The sequence below is a fragment of the Trichormus variabilis 0441 genome (genome assembly GCF_009856605.1).
In the GTDB taxonomy this organism is placed as follows: domain Bacteria; phylum Cyanobacteriota; class Cyanobacteriia; order Cyanobacteriales; family Nostocaceae; genus Trichormus; species Trichormus variabilis.
Genome location: NZ_CP047242.1, coordinates 5,518,465 through 5,536,755, shown reverse-complemented (window position 1 = coordinate 5,536,755; position 18,291 = coordinate 5,518,465). Strand labels below are relative to the sequence as shown.

At 42.3% G+C, this 18,291-nt stretch carries 13 protein-coding genes; 8 read left to right on the top strand and 5 right to left on the bottom strand.

Annotated elements, in window-relative coordinates; translation table 11 throughout:
- Window positions 1-5: 5 nt before the first annotated feature.
- A complete protein-coding gene (locus GSQ19_RS22815; protein ID WP_011320118.1) occupies window positions 6-944 on the top strand; it encodes a serine hydrolase in 939 nt (312 codons plus the stop codon).
- A 125-nt stretch (window positions 945-1,069) separates the two neighbouring features.
- Here the strand turns inward: GSQ19_RS22815 and GSQ19_RS22810 are convergent, their stop codons facing one another.
- Together GSQ19_RS22810 and GSQ19_RS22805 are read right to left on the bottom strand one after the other, a co-directional pair.
- On the bottom strand, window positions 1,070-1,717 hold the full coding sequence (locus GSQ19_RS22810) for a PEP-CTERM sorting domain-containing protein (protein ID WP_011320117.1): 648 nt from the start codon (window positions 1,715-1,717) through the stop codon (window positions 1,070-1,072).
- 165 nt (window positions 1,718-1,882) lie between these two features.
- Complete coding sequence (locus GSQ19_RS22805; protein ID WP_011320116.1) at window positions 1,883-3,562, bottom strand: transglutaminase domain-containing protein; 1,680 nt, start codon at window positions 3,560-3,562, stop codon at window positions 1,883-1,885.
- Window positions 3,563-3,991: 429 nt separating this feature from the next.
- Here GSQ19_RS22805 and GSQ19_RS22800 point away from each other — a divergent pair, with 429 nt between their 5' ends.
- From GSQ19_RS22800 to GSQ19_RS22790, 3 genes are all read left to right on the top strand, one after another.
- Window positions 3,992-6,853: a cation-translocating P-type ATPase gene (locus tag GSQ19_RS22800; RefSeq protein ID WP_011320115.1), complete on the top strand. Its 2,862-nt coding sequence runs from the start codon at window positions 3,992-3,994 to the stop codon at window positions 6,851-6,853.
- A 132-nt stretch (window positions 6,854-6,985) separates the two neighbouring features.
- Entirely contained in the window at window positions 6,986-8,116 is a 1,131-nt protein-coding gene (recF, locus tag GSQ19_RS22795) for a DNA replication/repair protein RecF (protein ID WP_011320114.1), read from the top strand.
- A 93-nt stretch (window positions 8,117-8,209) separates the two neighbouring features.
- Window positions 8,210-8,638, top strand: coding sequence for a hypothetical protein (locus GSQ19_RS22790; RefSeq protein ID WP_011320113.1), 429 nt, complete (start codon window positions 8,210-8,212; stop codon window positions 8,636-8,638).
- Here GSQ19_RS22790 and GSQ19_RS22785 read toward each other — a convergent pair.
- A complete protein-coding gene (locus GSQ19_RS22785; protein ID WP_011320112.1) occupies window positions 8,635-9,090 on the bottom strand; it encodes an MgtC/SapB family protein in 456 nt (151 codons plus the stop codon). The two genes, GSQ19_RS22790 and GSQ19_RS22785, sit on opposite strands and share 4 nt — an antisense overlap.
- Before the next feature lie 687 nt (window positions 9,091-9,777).
- Here GSQ19_RS22785 and GSQ19_RS22780 point away from each other — a divergent pair.
- Window positions 9,778-12,105 (top strand): putative PEP-binding protein, encoded by a 2,328-nt coding sequence (locus GSQ19_RS22780; RefSeq protein WP_011320111.1) that lies wholly within the window; start codon window positions 9,778-9,780, stop codon window positions 12,103-12,105.
- Between the two features lie 247 nt (window positions 12,106-12,352).
- Here the strand turns inward: GSQ19_RS22780 and GSQ19_RS22775 are convergent, their stop codons facing one another.
- Window positions 12,353-13,114, bottom strand: coding sequence for an Npun_F0296 family exosortase-dependent surface protein (locus GSQ19_RS22775; RefSeq protein WP_011320110.1), 762 nt, complete (start codon window positions 13,112-13,114; stop codon window positions 12,353-12,355).
- Between the two features lie 381 nt (window positions 13,115-13,495).
- On the opposite strand from GSQ19_RS22775, the gene GSQ19_RS22770 reads away from it, so the two are divergent.
- From GSQ19_RS22770 to GSQ19_RS22760, 3 genes are all read left to right on the top strand, one after another.
- Entirely contained in the window at window positions 13,496-14,674 is a 1,179-nt protein-coding gene (locus GSQ19_RS22770) for an anhydro-N-acetylmuramic acid kinase (protein WP_011320109.1), read from the top strand.
- A gap of 157 nt (window positions 14,675-14,831) precedes the next feature.
- A complete protein-coding gene (locus tag GSQ19_RS22765) occupies window positions 14,832-15,275 on the top strand; it encodes a hypothetical protein (RefSeq protein WP_011320108.1) in 444 nt (147 codons plus the stop codon).
- Between the two features lie 439 nt (window positions 15,276-15,714).
- Window positions 15,715-17,277: a serine/threonine-protein kinase gene (locus tag GSQ19_RS22760; RefSeq protein ID WP_011320107.1), complete on the top strand. Its 1,563-nt coding sequence runs from the start codon at window positions 15,715-15,717 to the stop codon at window positions 17,275-17,277.
- Between the two features lie 459 nt (window positions 17,278-17,736).
- Here GSQ19_RS22760 and GSQ19_RS22755 read toward each other — a convergent pair whose 3' ends face one another.
- Window positions 17,737-17,934, bottom strand: a complete 198-nt coding sequence (locus GSQ19_RS22755) for an NblA/ycf18 family protein (RefSeq protein WP_010998650.1) — start codon at window positions 17,932-17,934, stop codon at window positions 17,737-17,739.
- Window positions 17,935-18,291: the final 357 nt, after the last annotated feature.

Below are 18,291 nucleotides of genomic sequence, written 5' to 3'. Positions count from 1 at the left end.
CTGCAATGGTTTTTTTTCAAAAAGACGAACAACTAGAAAATCTGGGTAACGGTATTTTAGAAGCTACTTGGACGGCATTTCCGACTTTAGCCCGTAACCAAATTGCTGTAACTTGGATTGTCTATGATCCGCCAGTACCAGTAAATACTGGTGGCGCGTTAACTCCCGATGCTTTTTGGAATCATCCAGTCCGGGGTTTTAGCTATCGTGGCGTGGAACGGATTTATCCAGCGAGTGTAGTTAAATTGTTCTACTTGGTAGCAGCCAACGAATGGCTAGAGAAAGGCATGACCCAACCCGCTAAGGAGTTGGAGAGGGCTTTGCGCGATATGATTGTTGATTCTAGCAATGATGCTACCAGCTTAGTAGTAGATATTTTGACCGGCACAACTTCCGGGCCAGAACTACCACCAGGCCCCTATGATACTTGGAAATATCAGCGTCATATTATTAATCGCTATTACCAGTCTTTGGGTTGGGAAGATATGCAGACAATTAACGTCTGTCAAAAAACCTGGGGTGATGGTCCCTATGGACGGGAGAGGGCATTTTATGGGGAAATGTTTGAAAATCGCAATATGCTGACCACAAATGCGATCGCGCGTTTGCTACATAGTATCGTGGGTGGTGTGGCTGTTTCTAGTGGGCGATCGCAAGCCATGATGGCTTTACTCAAACGCAGTCTCAACCCCAATGATTTACCTCAAGATGTGGAAGAAGACCAAATCACAGGTTTTTTAGGTGGCGGGTTACCCCAAAACGCACAAATTTGGTCAAAAGCCGGTTGGACAAGTCAAGTCCGTCATGACGCAGCCTATATTGAGTTACCGGAACATCGCCCCTATTTATTAGTAGTCTTCACAGAAGGTAAAGCCCAAGCCAACAGCCGGGAGATTTTGCCTTTTGTATCCCAACTAATGGCTCAAGCCGTGAGTAGTCTATAAGACCAATGCGCCAAAAAAGGACAACAGATGCAAAACTAGAAACCAGAACATAATCTAGATTTCTTGATTAGGAATTTTTTTGGCGTTAGCCTCTCCATCAGGTATTCATAATGGCGTTGTCTGGGTTACCTGTAGTGGAGTAGTCGCTTCCGGTTCAACAACATACCAATACCCATTACCATACCTAGACCTAACATAGTGGAAGGTTCGGGAGTTTGGGTAAGTACAAAATCTAACTGATATTCTTCTATACCGTTCCTAGTTTCCTGAATCCAAAAGGTGTAATTTCCCTGTGTGAGTACACCACTAGGGAAACCGACAAATGAAAAACCCCGGATGGAATCCGCTTTAGCCAAATCGTCTAAGATATTATCACCAACTTGTTTTCCTGGTTCTGCACCAATCGTGGCTGCACCAAGTAATTGAGGATTGTTACCAGTAATGGTGCCATTTTCAATCAGGGAACCTGCTTGTACCGCTAAAAATCCTTGATTGATCAGGTCGTCATCTAGTCCCTTATAGCCAGCCAAAATAATTTTTTTGATTGCATAACCAGAGGGAATCGTGATGGAAAAGAAATCTTGGTCAAGATTGGGGTTACCTGTTGTAGAGCCAATGATGATATTGGAACCCTGGGAGAGGTTGAGTTTTGTCGGGTTCAAGTTATTGCCAGAGAAGTCACCCTGGGAGCTTTCGCTATATACAATGTTTGCTGCGTATGCGTTGGGAGCAAATGCCAATGCAGCTATTAACCCTAACAATAAGCTTTTCATAAATTTGACTTTGTTTTAAGGGAAATCAGGTTATCGATGCAGACTTCGACAATCGATTACCCTTAATTATCTGACAGTGTATGCCCGATTTACTTAACAGATTTCTTGACAGAGGGGAAATATCATCATTCCCTCTGTTCATTTTTCATTGTTTGAGAATCTGCTTCAAAAATCTGGTAATTCCTTGACAATCGTAAACCGAATGTGATTAATTGCCAAATCACCTATGGGGATATCATCCTTGGTTAATCTCTTACCTTGACTACTGATAGTTTCAAAGGAAACACCTTTACCGATTTCAATGTGATACCAGCATAAGCCCATAAAAAAGCGGGTAGGATATTGACTACCACGGCCCAAGTCATCAGGGTTTGATTCCATTGGCAACCAGCCAAAGCCAGGAATGTAAAATTCTAACCACACATGATTAAAATCTGGTTGCAGGGGAACTCCTTGCTGTTCGGCGTGTGGGGGGCATTTGTACCTACCCACTGTGCGGCAAGGAATACCATTCAAACGGCAAAGAGCGAGTAACACTCCCACATATTCGCCACAGGAACCAACGCCTCGCTCTAAAACGATATCTGGCGTGTCTATGTATGGCTTGATACCATAGGACAACTCATCATAAACATAATTACGAATGCTGTACATTTTCCGCAACAGATTCGTTTCTGAGCCAACAGCTTCTTCAGCCGCACGGCGGACTATACTGGTGTCCATTGCTAAATCGTCGTCATCCACTAAGTAGCGCTCTTGAAATTCCGGTGATAGTTCAGGAATATTCTCTACTTCTTTGGGTGTAATGCGATACTTAATGCCTCGCACTTCTAATAATGCTTTCCAGCCAAAGATATGGCGTTCACCAGGAACTAGGGCATCAAATTTAAATACGGCGACACGTTGTCCGTCAATGACTTCTTCTGTGAAAGGTATACCGATGGGTTCAATGTGTCGAATTTTTTGGCGTTCAGTTTCTGAGGGGAGAGCAATCCGCCATTCTACTTCTGGTATATACACCTCTTCTAAAGGCGAAATTTCCTCAGCATAGGACATTTCGATGAGATAACCGTTAGAAAGGGCGTAGTGTTTATCTGGCTCGTGATGATAGTAGAGGGGGTGAATAAAAGTGCGATCGCGGTACGTTAATTCATGATTAGGATCAGCATTAGGATTATCCCGGATATAGGGTTCCTCCGAGGCATAGGCAACATAAAGATTTTCTTTACCCGTTTCGGCATCTACGTTTAATGCTATGCCTGTAGGTGATTCAAAGGGGGTTAAAACACTGAATTTTACCTCCCCAGTTGCCCTATCCATAGAGTAGACTGTTTGTTCGGTGCGATCGCATACCCACAGGGTATTGCCATTCACCGCTAAATTTTCGATCCCAACCCCAGGAGCATAAAATCTGGTAATCTCTTTACGGGTATCGCGGTCAAAAATCAGGATGTAGCCTAATCTATGGCAACTAACGTAAACTGTTGATTGCCAAACGGCAACACCGTCCGCGCTATAAGGTAACGTGACAAAATGTTCCAAGCCTAAAGATGAGAGCTTAGATACATACACACTGTTACCGCGAGTTACCCACAGCTCGTCCTCCCAAACAGCTAACCCGGTTACGTCCGTAAACTCTTTGGCTTGGTGAGGATTGAGAATCTTGCTGTTATCGGTTTTGGGGTCAATTTCTAGTAAATGTCCCTTGATACTGTCAATGGCGATCAGTCTATCTTGGATAAAAGCAATGCCACATAAAGTAGCAGCAGTCAATGGTCTAATTGTCCTTGTCCCTGACATTTGGCTAACTGTCAAACTGGTGGGTGCAAAACTCATATTAAGCATATTTATTTAACGGTTAGCACGCCTAAAATTAATTGTGGCATGGCATTTGTAATCCAAAATCAGACTGGGTGTTATTCTCAATTATCAGTAAAATGTCTTCCAGAAAACTCTGGCTGAAGAAATAATACATATGCACCACAAGGAAATAGATTAACTTTTGTCTAGAGGGTAACTGGTAATTGGTGAGTCCAGCCCTGTAGGCGGGTTTCCCGCCGTAGGGGACTGGCGAAACCGGAGGGTAATTGGTAACTTAGGAAAAAACTATGACCTATTATCCATAACCAAATACCATCTCTTCCCTAGATCAGTAGTGACTTACGTTATTACTCCTACATCTAGACAATAGATGTAATGTAACTTTGGTGGATGGTTTTCCGTCCATCACTAAATTATGATCGAATTTTGTAACCATTTTCTGTGACTTACACAATGTCTGCTAATTCTCTGCCTGAAAGTTCCACTACTTGGCACAGCTTGGAAGTTGATAAAGCACTAGGACTGCTCAATAGTAATGCAGACAGTGGCTTGACAACCGAAGAAGTTGAACAACGGTTGCAAAAATATGGCCCCAACGAACTAGAAGAACATGGAGGCCGTAGCGCTTGGGAGATTCTGTTTGATCAGTTCAAGAACATTATGTTGTTGATGCTGATTGCAGTTGCTTTTATTTCTGGGTCTTTAGATTTTATCTCTTGGCAAGCAGGTGAACTCAAGCCTGGGGAAATACCGTTCAAAGATACGATCGCCATCTTAGCGATTGTCATCCTCAATGGTATTCTCGGTTATGTTCAAGAAAGCCGTGCTGAACAAGCTCTAGCGGCACTGAAAAAACTTGCCTCTCCTTCTGTGCGGGTCATTCGTGGTAGCAAGTTGGTGGATGTAGCAGCCAAAGATATAGTCCCAGGAGATGTGATGCTGTTAGAGGCTGGGGTGCAAATCTCCGCCGATGGTCGCTTGATTGAACAAGCTAATTTACAGGTGCGGGAATCGGCTTTAACAGGTGAAGCGGAAGCCGTAAATAAACAAGCATCTTTACAACTACCAGAAGATACATCTTTAGGCGATCGCATTAATGTAGTTTACCAAGGTACGGAAGTAGTCCAAGGGCGTGGCAAGGTGCTAGTAACTAATACTGGCATGACCACGGAACTAGGCAAAATCGCCACCATGTTGCAGTCGGTGGAAAGTGAACCTACCCCCTTACAACAACGGATGACTCAGCTAGGGAATGTTCTAGTAAGCGGTTCCTTGGTGTTGGTGGCGATTGTCGTTGTGGGTGGTGTCATTCAAGCAGGGAATTTTAGCCCCCTGAGAGACTTATTAGAAGTTTCCTTGAGTATGGCAGTAGCCGTAGTTCCCGAAGGTTTACCCGCCGTAATTACAGTTACCTTGGCATTGGGAACCCAGCGCATGGTGCGGCGCAATGCCTTAATTCGTAAACTACCAGCCGTAGAAACTTTGGGTTCTGTCACTACCATTTGTTCTGATAAAACCGGGACACTCACCCAAAACAAAATGGTAGTGCAGTCAATCTACACAAACCATCAAACTTTTCGCGTTACAGGTGAAGGTTATGCCCCAGTGGGTGAGTTTCACCTAGATGGTCAAAACGTGCAGGCGGAAGATTATCCCGAAATTCCCGCTTTGTTAGTTGCTTGTGCTGTCTGTAACGACTCAGTACTACAAAAAGAAGCAGGGGAATGGATGATCTTAGGTGACCCCACAGAAGGGGCATTAGTAACATTGGCAGGCAAAGCAGGCATTGAAAAAGACCAGTGGAACTATAAGTTACCCCGTGTGAGCGAGTTTCCCTTCTCCTCGGAACGTAAACGCATGAGTGTCATTTCTCAGGTGGAGAAAGTAGCCACAGGTGAACCGACAATGACAGCAGTTGACCCCACCTTGGCGGGTTTGGTCAACAGCGAACCTTACATCATGTTTACCAAGGGTTCCCCAGAGTTGATTTTGGCACGCTGCACAGCCATTCACTTGGGTGCAAACTCAGACCACCTCAATGACGAACAACGCCAACAAATTTTGGCAGCAAATGACCAAATGGCGAGTAAAGGTCTGCGGGTATTAGGTTTTGCCTACAAACCCCTGGCAGAAGTGCCGCCGGAAGGGTCGGATGAGACATCAGAACAAGGAATGGTTTGGCTGGGCTTGGTGGGGATGCTAGATGCCCCGCGTCCCGAAGTCCGGGCAGCAGTCCAAGAGTGTCGAGAAGCTGGTATTCGCCCCATTATGATTACAGGCGACCATCAACTTACAGCACGAGCGATCGCCACAGACCTGGGTATTGCCCAAGAAGGTGACAGAGTTCTCACTGGTCAAGAATTACAACGGATGAATGACCAGGAATTAGAACAGCAAGTAGACCTAGTAAGCATTTATGCACGGGTATCTCCAGAACACAAATTGCGGATTGTCCAAGCCCTGCAACGTCGCGGTAGATTCGTCGCCATGACAGGGGACGGTGTGAACGATGCCCCAGCCCTCAAACAAGCTGATATTGGCATCGCTATGGGTATTACCGGCACAGATGTGAGTAAAGAAGCCAGTGATATGGTGCTACTCGATGACAACTTCGCTACTATTGTCACCGCCACGAAGGAAGGTAGGGTAGTTTACACCAACATCCGCCGCTTTATCAAATACATCCTGGGCAGCAACATCGGTGAAGTCCTCACCATTGCCGCAGCGCCTCTCCTGGGTTTGGGAGGAGTACCCTTAACACCCCTACAAATCCTTTGGATGAACTTGGTGACAGACGGTTTACCAGCCTTAGCTTTAGCTGTGGAACCTCCCGAACCTGATGTGATGAAGCGCCCACCCTTTAGCCCCCGTGAAAGCATCTTTGCTAGAGGCTTGGGTTCCTACATGGTGCGTATCGGGATTATCTTTGCCATCATCACCATTATTCTGATGAAATGGGCTTATGATCATTCCCACGCAGTGACAGGGCCAGGACTCGATCCTGAACGTTGGAAAACAATGGTCTTTACATCTCTGTGTATTGCTCAAATGGGTCATGCGATCGCCATTCGCTCCAATAACCAACTCACAATAGAGATGAATCCTGTCTCCAATCCTTACGTATTAGGGGCTGTAGTTGTCACAACAATTTTGCAACTCATGCTTGTCTATGTTCCACCCCTACGAGATTTCTTTGGTACTCACTGGCTACCACTTGACGAATTAGCGATTTGCGTCGGCTTCAGTGCCTTGATGTTTGTTTGGGTGGAGATGGAGAAGTTATTCTTCCGCTTTATGGGCAAAAGGAGTGTGTGAGAAGGCAGGAAGAAGGCAGGGGAGGCAGGGGAGGCAGGGGAGGCAGGGGAAGCAGGGGTAAATTTTCATCCCCAATCCCCAATCCCCAATCCCTAGTCTCCAATCCCCAATCCCTAATCCTCAATCCCCTTTATGTACCTAAAGACTCTGCACCTCCGACATTTTCGCAACTACTATGACCAAAAGGTTGAGTTTACGGCCGCCAAAACTATTTTGGTGGGTAATAACGCTCAGGGAAAGTCGAATTTGTTGGAGGCGGTGGAGTTATTGGCAACATTGCGATCGCACCGGATGGCACGCGATCGCGATTTAGTCCAGGAGGAAGAACCACTAGCCCAAATAAACGCCACGTTAGAGCGAGACACGGGGGTTAGTGACCTCAGTCTGATTCTGCGGCGTAATGGTCGCCGCACTGTCGCCCTCAATGGTGAATCACTGCGGCGACAAATGGATTTTTTAGGTGTGTTAAATGCGGTGCAGTTCTCCAGCTTGGATTTAGAACTGGTGCGTGGTAGCCCTGAAGTCCGGCGCAACTGGCTGGATACTCTCCTGATTCAACTTGAGCCAGTTTATGCTCATATTTTGCAGCAATATAATCAGGTGTTACGGCAACGCAATGCCTATCTAAAGAAGTTGCAAGACTCAGCACTCACTACTCAGGACTCAGCCCTAGCTATTTGGGACGCGCAATTAGTTACTACCGGAACAAAGGTAATTAGAAGACGTGATCGCGCATTAGCTCGACTTGCCCCCCTAGCTACCGCTTGGCACACCAGTATTAGCGGCAGTACAGAGGTTCTGCAAATCAGCTATACGCCTAATGTGCAGTTGATGCAAAATCAACCAGAACAGGTGCAGCAAGCTTTTTTAAGCCAGTTACAGCAAAGAGCCGTTCCCGAAATGTACCGAGGTACCACCCTTGTCGGCCCCCATCGGGACGAAGTAGAATTAACCATCAATCAAACTCCAGCCCGTCAATACGGTTCTCAGGGTCAGCAACGCACGCTGGTATTAGCTCTCAAACTCGCAGAGCTGCAATTAATTGAGGAAGTTGTTAAAGAGCCACCTTTACTATTACTTGATGATGTTTTGGCTGAATTAGATCCATCCCGCCAAAATCAATTACTGGATACGATTCAAGACAGATTTCAAACATTAATTACTACTACTCACCTCAGTTCTTTTGATGCCCAGTGGTTAAATTCATCGCAAATTCTTTTTGTCGAGCAAGGTAAAATATCTACATCAAATTCTATTAGATAAAATTAAATAATCAGCTTCTTTAAGCCTCATCAGGATTCCCATAAATATGGCATTCATTATCTTGAATTATTAAAATAATTCTCATCTTTAAGTATGAAAAATACCGATAATCTATTAAGTGAAAATGAAATTATATCACTGGGTAAATCATTAATAAAAATTGAAAATAAACTACTCAAGAAAAGTCAAAATGAAGGGAAAATTAGAATTTGGTTTCAAGGTGAAGAACCATATTTTGATGTTTTTTTTGAGTTTGAAGATGACGAAATTTCCTGGTTTCAATTGACTTTGCGTGGTCAATCACTATCTTGGGATAAAAAATTCTCAGGATTTCAAACTGGCACTACAAATGAATTAAGCATTGATGATGCGAGCTTTTATGCGGCTAGTAAAACAATTGAAAACGATAATCAACTCGATTGGAATTTTATTTATTTAGTTAAATCGATTATGCAAATTCAAGCAGAAGAACCTGCATTTGCCAAGGCATTAAATTTATTTGATAAAAACTTAAATGATTAACTATTTTCTAATCTCTTAAAAATATTTAAAATCGCAAAAGTTATGATAGCTCCAACTAAACTTAATTGCCATAAACCACAACCAGCAGCAATTCCCAACCCAGAGGAAACCCAGATAGCTGCTGCTGAGGTAAGTCCATGAACTTCCAGACGTTGTGATACTTGTGAAGATTCGCGGACAATTTCACCAGCACCGAGAAATCCCACACCAGCCGCAATACCTTGAATTACTCGGCTAACCACTTCTGGGTGTGATTGTATGGAGATAATTTGTAAAGGTATAACAACAAATATGGCAGACCCAAAGCTAACCAACATATGAGTTCTTAAGCCTGCTGGTTTACGCCGTCGTTCTCTTTCTATGCCGATAATAGCTCCAATAAGTAAAGCTAAGAAAAGCCGAAAGATCAGCTTGAAAAAATCGTCTGGTTCCAGGTAGTAGTTATCTAGCAATTTTATCTCTGATATAAGAAAACATACTCTATGTCATGTATAACTTATATCCGCAAATTTTGAAAAACATTCTATTTATATTGTATATTTTTTATTTAAAAGTTTATATTTCTACATTAATCCAATAATAACGGCACTCCAGATTAATTTCTCAATAGTGAAAAATAGTGATTTTGCTATTATTAATCTCTAGATAATCTAATTATTAGAGGGATAGATATAGGAATCATATTTGATTTTTGAAAATATTTAAGTATCTGTAGGGTGGGCATCGCCCACCGTATCATGGTTTTGGTGGGCGATGCCCACCCTACGTATATTTCAGAAATCAAATACTAGTCCTATAGAATTTTAGTAATAATTTATGGCAATATTGATGATCTCAGCTAACCTATGGCGACACTTGATTATTGAGTGATTTTTTATAGATAATTTGAAGTTAGGGAACACCAGAAAATAAATTATCCGAAATTGATGGTTTGGTAGGGTGCTTCAGTATGAATCATTTCTGAGTATAGTTAGGTTCTATCCCACTGACGCACCTCACACTTTGGATATTTTCTTATCTCCAAGTCCCTTAATCATCAAAAAATACTTATGAAGGAGGGAATTAACAAAGGGGATAGTGCAACTACTAACCATAAATATAAAAGCTTCTCCTGGCAAACTGACAATCAAAAAAATTGAGTGGATAAACTCTACTGGCTTGACCAAATTAAATTACAAGACCGCGCTAAAGTAGGTGACAAAGCGTTCTATTTAAGTAGAATCAAGCAGCGCGGCTACCCCGTTGTTCCTGGGTTTGTAGTGTCTGAAGAAGTTTTGCGATTATTTCTAGAAACTCTCAACAGTTCAGAATCATTGGTCGCTAACTTACCCAATTCTTCCTTGCATTTAGATGTAGCCAACTGGCGACAACTCCAGCAGGTGGCTGGGCGTTTACGCCAGGAAATTATTCATGCAACTGTACCATCACAGTGGGTGAATACAATTCTTACTACCGCGAGGGAATGGCAAACTAACTTTTTAATTTTTCGTCCCAGTTTAACACTAGCAACGAAAACCCACAGGTTAGGAAACACATCTGGATTATTGGATGCTGCTTTCTGTTACTGTAATGAAGATGCGATAGCTCACACTCTCAAGCATACCTGGAGTCAACTTTTTCGCGCCAGAAGCTTGCTATATTGGCAGCGTATGGGAGTTAACCTCCAAGAAGTTAATCTAGCCATCTTAGTACAGCCAGTAGAAAATGCGATCGCCAGTGGTTTATTAATCGCTAACTCTTCAGGCTATAAAATCCAAGCTACATGGGGATTAGGATTAGCCTTGTCTCAGGGCGAAGTTATACCAGATACATACCACGTTCAGCAGGAAACAGGTATTGTTTTGGAAAGACATCTGGGAAATAAAATGTTCGCTTATCGTCTAGGTAGTTCAGAATTGAATGGTGCTGAACTATCCAAAAAAGAGGTATTCAAATTAGATAACCTTCGTGTAGGCGCGTATTCAGTGGAAGAGTCACACCAGCAACAATATGCTTTAACTGAAGAATACCTACAACAAGTAATTACCTTGGGGCATCAACTAAAAAGCGAACTAGGTAACAGTTTTACTATCGAATGGACAATTACCGAGGAAAACTCCACCCCCTGTCTCTACATGACGCAAGTGAGTACTCCCCAATCTGCAATACCCAGTATACGTTTTATCAAGGGTACTGGGGCGGCTAGAGGACGTGTCACCGCCAATGCTTATGTTGTCACCGACTCCCAACGGAAACCAGAACAACTACCTAAAGGCGTAATTTTAGTAGTACCAGCAATTACACCTGATTGGTTGCCGTTACTAGAACAAGCCGTTGGTATCGTCACAGCCCAAGGAGGAGTAACCAGTCATGCAGCGATTTTGTCCAGGGAATTGGGCATTCCAGCCGTTGTGAATGTAGCAGATGCCACCTTAGTAATTCCCAATGGTGAACGATTGCTAATAGATGGCGATCGTGGAGAGGTATATTTACTAAAAGCAGACGAAGCCACTACGGTAGAAAATCTACACCAGCAACCTCCGACTCCACCATTTCACCCTGTTGTTAGCAGGCAAATGCCAATGATTGCTACCCAACTGCTGGTTAACCTTAGTCAACCTAGTCTAATTGAACAGGTGCAGAACTTGCCTGTAGATGGGGTGGGATTATTGCGCTCAGAATTGATGTTACTACCTTTACTTAAAGGTCAGCATCCAAATTTTTGGCTTTTGGATGGGCGAAAATCAGAATTATTAGAGCAATTATCTAAGCAGATTATCCAGTTTGCCCGTGCCTTTGCCCCACGCCCCGTTTTTTATCGCTCTTTGGATTGGCGATCGCATGAGTTATCAGCAAATAATTCTCAATCTGCACCTCAGTCAATTTTGGGCGATCGCGGTACATTGAGTTATGTTCGTAATTCTGGTGTTTTTGAATTAGAACTCACAGCGATCGCTAATGCTCAAAAAGCTGGTTACGATAACATTCACCTTTTATTACCCTTCGTTCGCAGCGTAGCAGAATTTACCTTCTGTCGCCAAAAAGCAGAACAATTCGGACTTACCCAAATTCCCCAGTTTCAACTCTGGATGATGGCAGAAGTTCCCAGTGTCTTATTTTTGCTACCAGAATATGTCAAAGCTGGCGTAGCAGGTATATCCATTGGCACAAACGACTTGACACAACTGCTATTAGGCGCAGACAGGGAACAAAGCGGCATCACCAAAGCTTTAAATGAACGCCACCCGGCCGTGATGGCTGCTATTGCCCAACTAATCCAAATGTCCCACACAGCCGGCATCCCTTGTTCTATCTGCGGACAAGCGCCAGCAATATATCCAGAAATCATCGATCAATTGGTGCAATGGGGTATCACATCGATTTCCGTAGAACCAGAAGCAGTAGAGAGGACATATCAGGCGATCGCTCGTGCCGAACACCGCTTATTATTAGAAGCAGCACGCCGAAAGATGAGAGAGCATGGTTGAAAGGTGTAGACAGTTATGCTTTCTCAAACACTGGTTTTAGGGTGTAAGGGACTTCCAGATAAAAAATATCCAAAACGTAGGGCGCGCTACTTGCGAGAAAACCTAGTTGTACCAGGAAATTACTCATACTGACGCACCCTACTAACTATAAATAAAAATTATCTCCAGACACTGTAAAAGCATCATGGAGAAAAAATAATCTCTATTTAGTTACTTCAAAATTACCAATTCTCGGACTCAAATCAGATTAAGATTTGCTAGCACTTTGCAATTTTTGCTTTTTGTGTTGACGTAAGAACAAACCACCAACAGCTAGCATCCCTAAAGTCATACCAGGTTCAGGAACAGATTGGGGATCAAAACCTTTAAATCTGCCATTTCCAATCTTAAAAGAGTGGTTGTCACTTTCAAACCCACCACCATCAGTACTAGCTTGAGAGATGACAATCTTGTTGAAAAGATCATTACGGCTTTCAGCATAGAAATGAAGGTAGCCATTACGTTCTCCACCGTGCTGTGCAGCACTAATAGGAGCTACGGTATTAACATCTTGAGTAGTAAAAGACTTTATCAGAGTGTCACCATTATAAAAAGAGAAGGTATTATTGTTACTGATCGCACCCCAGTCAATACCAAAATAATTTAGATAGCTATCTAAGTTAATGGTCACTTTATCACCATTGAAAACAGCCAAGTAGCTTGTATCATTTACTTCTCCGTTTGGCCCTGCTGGGGCCCATTGGTCTTTTCTTACACTACTACTTCCGCCATTTTCAAATGAATATTTAGCAAAACCTGTGGTTGGTGCTACACCATTGTTGAAATCAATAGTTGTTACACCTGAATCTTGCCAAAACTGAGAATAAGCACCTTGATTGGTAACACCATTAGGACCAGCAACACCTGTTTCTACCTTGAAGCCAATAGCATGAGCAGAGCCAGCATAGATGAATGAAGTGATTGCTGATGTCGAGAGTAATGTGGCACAAACAAGTTTTTTAAGAATCATAATTTTGAACTCTGCTTTTGTCTCATTAGTAAACACTACTTAATTCTGTGAGTAATTAAGATTGAAAAACAGGATATAAATACTAGACTTTCGTGAAAAGCATATATGCACAAATTAGTACTTTACTGCATAACATCAATAAGTAAAAATATTGACTATTTTGAAGAATTTTACCCAGCAATTTAAAAGAAATGTGAAATAAAATTGTAATTAGATAAAATTCTGTCTAAAGATGAGGAATCTTGAAGGTAATATGAATTTGACAGTTAATAAATAGGTCAGAACCGATATTGTTTTCATAAAGACAATATGAAAATTTAAGTTTTTGACAAAAAGGCAAGTATCAATTAGACTACCCCTGGCAATTAGCAACACTTAATCATGTATTCTTCTCAAGCATCTGCCCTTCCTAGCCGTGTTATCGGTTTAATCAGTGGCACATCTGTAGATGGTATAGATGCCGCCTTAGTAGAGATTACTGGCACAGAATTGGATCTGAAAGTTGAATTATTAGCAGGAAAAACATATCCTTATCCTGCGGAGTTAAGAGAACGCATATTGGCAGTTTGTGCAGGCGAAGCTATTTCCATGTTGGAACTTGCAGATATGGATGATGCGATCGCCTTAGCTTTCGCCCAAGCTGCTCAAAATATTCAAATAGGTTATCAGCCAGTAAATTTAATAGGTTCTCATGGTCAAACTGTATATCATCGACCACCAAAAGAAGCAGGAGTAGGGAAGAAAACCCTTGGCTATACTCTCCAGCTTGGTCGTGGTGAGATGATTGCCTATTTAACGGGAATTACAACTGTCAGTAATTTTCGTGTTGCTGATATCGCCGTTGGTGGTCATGGCGCACCCCTAGTTCCCAGAGTCGATGCCTTTTTACTGAGTCATCCCCATGAGAGTCGTTGTATTCAAAATTTAGGTGGTATTGGTAACCTCGCTTATATCCCAGCGCGTACTGATGGCTGGCTTTCACAAATTCGTGGTTGGGATACAGGCCCAAGTAATAGCTTACTAGATTTAGCAGTAGAACGTCTGACGGCTGGTGCCAAAACCTATGATGAAGATGGTCAATGGGCAGCCAGTGGAACTCCTTGCTATCCTTTAGTAGAAAAATGGCTCACCCATGAATATTTCCATCTCTCACCCCCTAAATCGACTGGTCGAGAATTGTTTGGCGTAGCTTACTTAAATCAATGTTTCCAAGATGCGGAACCATACCAACTTAGTCCAGCTGATATGCTAGCAACACTCACAGAACTAACTGTAGCTTCCATTGTTCACAGTTACCGTACTTTTTTACCACAAATGCCACAACGTGTATTTTTATGTGGCGGTGGTAGCCGTAATTTGTATTTAAAACAAAGATTACAGTTAGCGTTAGAAACAATCCCCGTCTTGACCACTGATGAAGCAGGTGTGAGTGCCGACTTTAAAGAAGCGATCGCTTTTGCTGTTTTAGCTCACTGGCGACAATTAGGCATCCCAGGCAACTTACCAACAGCCACAGGCGCACCACAAGAAGTTTTGTTGGGAGAAATTCATCAAGGGTGAAGATAGAAATTGGGATTTGGGGACAATATAGAGACGTTGCAGTGCAACGTCTCTATTGTCTCTATTGACCACTGACCACCGACTAATGACATTTTGACTTTGCAGAATATATGTTTATAGTCTGAGGACTACTCGATCAAGGCAAGGAAGATACAAAGTGGCTCACACTTTTCTGTTGGAACCAGGACGCTGGAAAATACAAGGCAGTTGGCTAGAACGCAATGGTATGCCAATCAGCGTCAAGGGTATGACCTTGGTAGCTTGGAATCGAGATAACTGGTTTACTATGGCAGCAAAGCTGATATTTCCAGGTAGCGATCGCCCAGAAATTTCACTACAGTATAAGGGGCGCTTACATCAAGAAGAACGCCAATATACTTTTTTACTCCAACATAGTCTTTTAGGACAAGTTGAAGGCGAGGGTTGGATTGGTCTAGATACAATTGTGCAACGTTACTGGGCAATGAGCGATCGGCAACGTCGTAGTGGATTTGAAACCATGCACCGCATTTCTGACGATGCCTATTATTTAAGTAGCGGTGTTATGTCAGGTCATTTTTTAACAAGCACAATGGAAGCAAGCTTAGAGCGTCAGTCTTGATCAAGTAATTAGTCAATAGTCAGGTGTTAGCTATCAGTGGTCAGTAGTGATCTTTTCCCCTACTCCCTATTTCCTACCTCTTCCAAATCCCCAATCCCCATAATTTTTGATATCCCCTAAGTTATCTACTACAGAAAAATTGGGCAAACTAAAAATACATCAAAATCCCAGTGCAGAACATTAGGATATATCTACCTATTGTTTTTTGTTTGCGCTCCTCAACCACAGACTTATTACTCATATCCTGAGTATCCATAATGAACTGTGTACATCACGATCAATGAAAAGGGGACTAGAGGTTTAAAGGTGAGAGGCTGGCGAATTTTACGGGCTAAACACCCCGCTAATAGCAAGCAGCTTATCGTTCTGCTAATACTACTCTGCACTTTTTCAGTACAGGTGTCATTCACCATTGTTGAATATTGGAGTCCAATTTTCTATGTCAGACCCCAACATAGGTCGTTTACTTGGCAAACGCTACCAGCTTCAGGAATTAATTGGCACTGGGGCAATGGGTAGAGTTTACCGTGCCAAGGATGTTTTGTTGGGAGGTGTACCTGTTGCGGTGAAATTTCTGGCTTTATCAATGCAAAATGAAAAGATGCGTTTGCAAGAACGCTTTGAGCGAGAAGCAAAAACCTGCGCTTTATTGGGGCAAAAAAGTATTCATATTGTGCGCGTGATGGATTACGGCGTAGATGAAAATAAAATCCCCTTCTATGTCATGGAATATCTGCAAGGACACAGCCTCAACCAAATAATTCGCCAGCAAAATATATCTTTGCCTCGCTTTGTGAGTATGGCACGTCAAATTTGCTTGGGTTTACAGTGCGCTCACAACGGTATTCCCGTCGATGGGACAGTCTACCCCATTATTCACCGTGACATTAAACCTAGCAATATCCTAGTGATTCAAGATCCCAGTTTTGGAGAATTAGTTAAGGTCTTAGATTTTGGTATTGCTAAATTACTACAGTCAAATAGTGACCAGACGAAATTTTATTTGGGGACGCTGGCTTATTCATCTCCTGAACAAATGGAGGGTAAAGAATTAAATAATCGCTCCGATATTTATAGTTTGGGTGTGATGATGTTTGAAATGCTCACCGGTAAGATGCCATTAGTTGCACCTACCCATTCTTTTGGCTCATGGTACAAAACTCATCACCACCAACCGCCAAGAACTTTTTCTGAGGTTGCGCCTGATTTAGCAATTCCTCAGGAAATAGAAAGTTTAGTAATGAACTGTTTAGCTAAGGCAGCAAAAGATCGTCCATCCAGCATCAGTGTAATACTGCAAGTTTTAGAGTCTGTCGAACAACAACGTACTAAACGTTTATTGAAGCAGGAAAATTATGACAGCCGTCAATCTACCGCTACTTTAACAATTAATGTTGTCTCCGAACAAAAGATAAAACCCGATGTGCTGTTATCCGCACCTCAGGATAACACTATTTACAATACTTCCTGGCCACAAAATAAACCTATTGCTGATATTGTTTTTCCTCAGCCTATCAATGTCAGTGGAGAAGTCTTACCTGCACTATGGGTAATGCTGCCGGAAAAAGAAATTTTCAAACGTATCATTTGCAGTCGTTACAATCAATTTCTGTTCATCGCAGCACCTCATCCCATGCTGCTATGGATTACGGTTATCCATAACCGTAAGTATGGAGCTAAATGGTTACCTTACTATCTCGATCTCAAAACTGGTATCGGTCAAGAGATAGCCAGCTTGTTAGTAAAAACAGGTGGCTATCGTTTACTATTCTTCGCACGAGAATCACCAAATCGCTGTTCTCATGTCTTAAGTGCTAGTGTGGCCTCAGCTCAACGTCAACGCCTACAACAGTGGATTATGACCGCGAAAACCTTTGTCTCTTGTGTTGATCCCCAAATGAGTAAAAACCTCCTCAAAGGAGAATATGAAAAACTTAAGCCCCAAATTCTCGCTAAATTGGCAGCTATTGATACGGATTCTCCCATTGATCTATCTGGTTAGGACTGTTTGGATTATCTGTAACATCTGTATTCGTGAAACACCTTGTCTAAATATGTAAATTTTTATAAATAAAATATATAACGTAGTTGTAACTATTATTGGCAATAAATATAATGATCATCAGTGTTAGTGAAAAATACGCTCCTGGTTAATTACAAAAATAGGGTGTCTAAGAGTACTTACGGGATTTAAAGGCCAATGGTACAGAGTAATGTAACCAGTAGTCATTTGAAGGTTAAAGTTTACTAATACTATCAGCTTGGTAAACAAGAAGCTAAACAAGTTAAAGGAAGACAGTACTTAACAGCAGAAGTAGATGCCATGTTTAGTTTTGAGTTATTTACTTTTAGTCAATGTAAACTTGTTCTGGTCGAAAGTTGACGCCCCAGCATCCCCAGCTCTTTTCCTCCCTGGAACTGAGCAAGAGAAGGAGGTCGCCCACTGCGACACATAGCGACTCTATGCCGGAGTGGAACCAGAATCTAAGCCCCACTGATGCTTGAGTAGCTCTTGATATGTGGCTTCACGGACAACCATTTGCTCGTAAAGTTTGACTAAAAAATCTTTGGCTTGATCATGACTCATGTTCTGTACTTGGGTGGCAAATGAACGAATGCTGAATTGTTGTTCCAATGACAATTCGATTGGTTGGTTCATAACAGACTCCTAAAGGACAATGCGTAAAGGTTATGTCGGTTACAGAAGCCCCACAGGCATAGGACTTTAGTTAGTACCTGCCCCATATTGTTGATTATTCCTCTGTATTAAGAAAGATAACAACTATTGGACAGGTTGCCCATATCCTTAATGGGTAAAATTTGTGCTTTGTTGTTTTGCACCTGAGCCTACTGGTATATAACCCAAGTCTGCTAGAGCAGATTTCGGGCAAATTTATCGGTTTAATAAATTTACAGCAGGTTCAATACCTAAAATTGACTACCTAGTCGAAACTTTTCTCTGGCGGGAGATGTTCATGACTGGGTAGTAAATTAATGGTAGTAATATCGCATTATA

Coding starts and splice junctions, on each gene's coding strand:
- GSQ19_RS22815 (WP_011320118.1), top strand. CDS start 6: ATGGTTTTTTTTCAAAAAGACGAACAACTAGAAAATCTGGGTAACGGT.
- GSQ19_RS22810 (WP_011320117.1), bottom strand. CDS start 1,717: ATGAAAAGCTTATTGTTAGGGTTAATAGCTGCATTGGCATTTGCTCCC.
- GSQ19_RS22805 (WP_011320116.1), bottom strand. CDS start 3,562: ATGCTTAATATGAGTTTTGCACCCACCAGTTTGACAGTTAGCCAAATG.
- GSQ19_RS22800 (WP_011320115.1), top strand. CDS start 3,992: ATGTCTGCTAATTCTCTGCCTGAAAGTTCCACTACTTGGCACAGCTTG.
- recF (WP_011320114.1), top strand. CDS start 6,986: ATGTACCTAAAGACTCTGCACCTCCGACATTTTCGCAACTACTATGAC.
- GSQ19_RS22790 (WP_011320113.1), top strand. CDS start 8,210: ATGAAAAATACCGATAATCTATTAAGTGAAAATGAAATTATATCACTG.
- GSQ19_RS22775 (WP_011320110.1), bottom strand. CDS start 13,114: ATGATTCTTAAAAAACTTGTTTGTGCCACATTACTCTCGACATCAGCA.
- GSQ19_RS22770 (WP_011320109.1), top strand. CDS start 13,496: ATGTATTCTTCTCAAGCATCTGCCCTTCCTAGCCGTGTTATCGGTTTA.
- GSQ19_RS22760 (WP_011320107.1), top strand. CDS start 15,715: ATGTCAGACCCCAACATAGGTCGTTTACTTGGCAAACGCTACCAGCTT.
- GSQ19_RS22755 (WP_010998650.1), bottom strand. CDS start 17,934: ATGAACCAACCAATCGAATTGTCATTGGAACAACAATTCAGCATTCGT.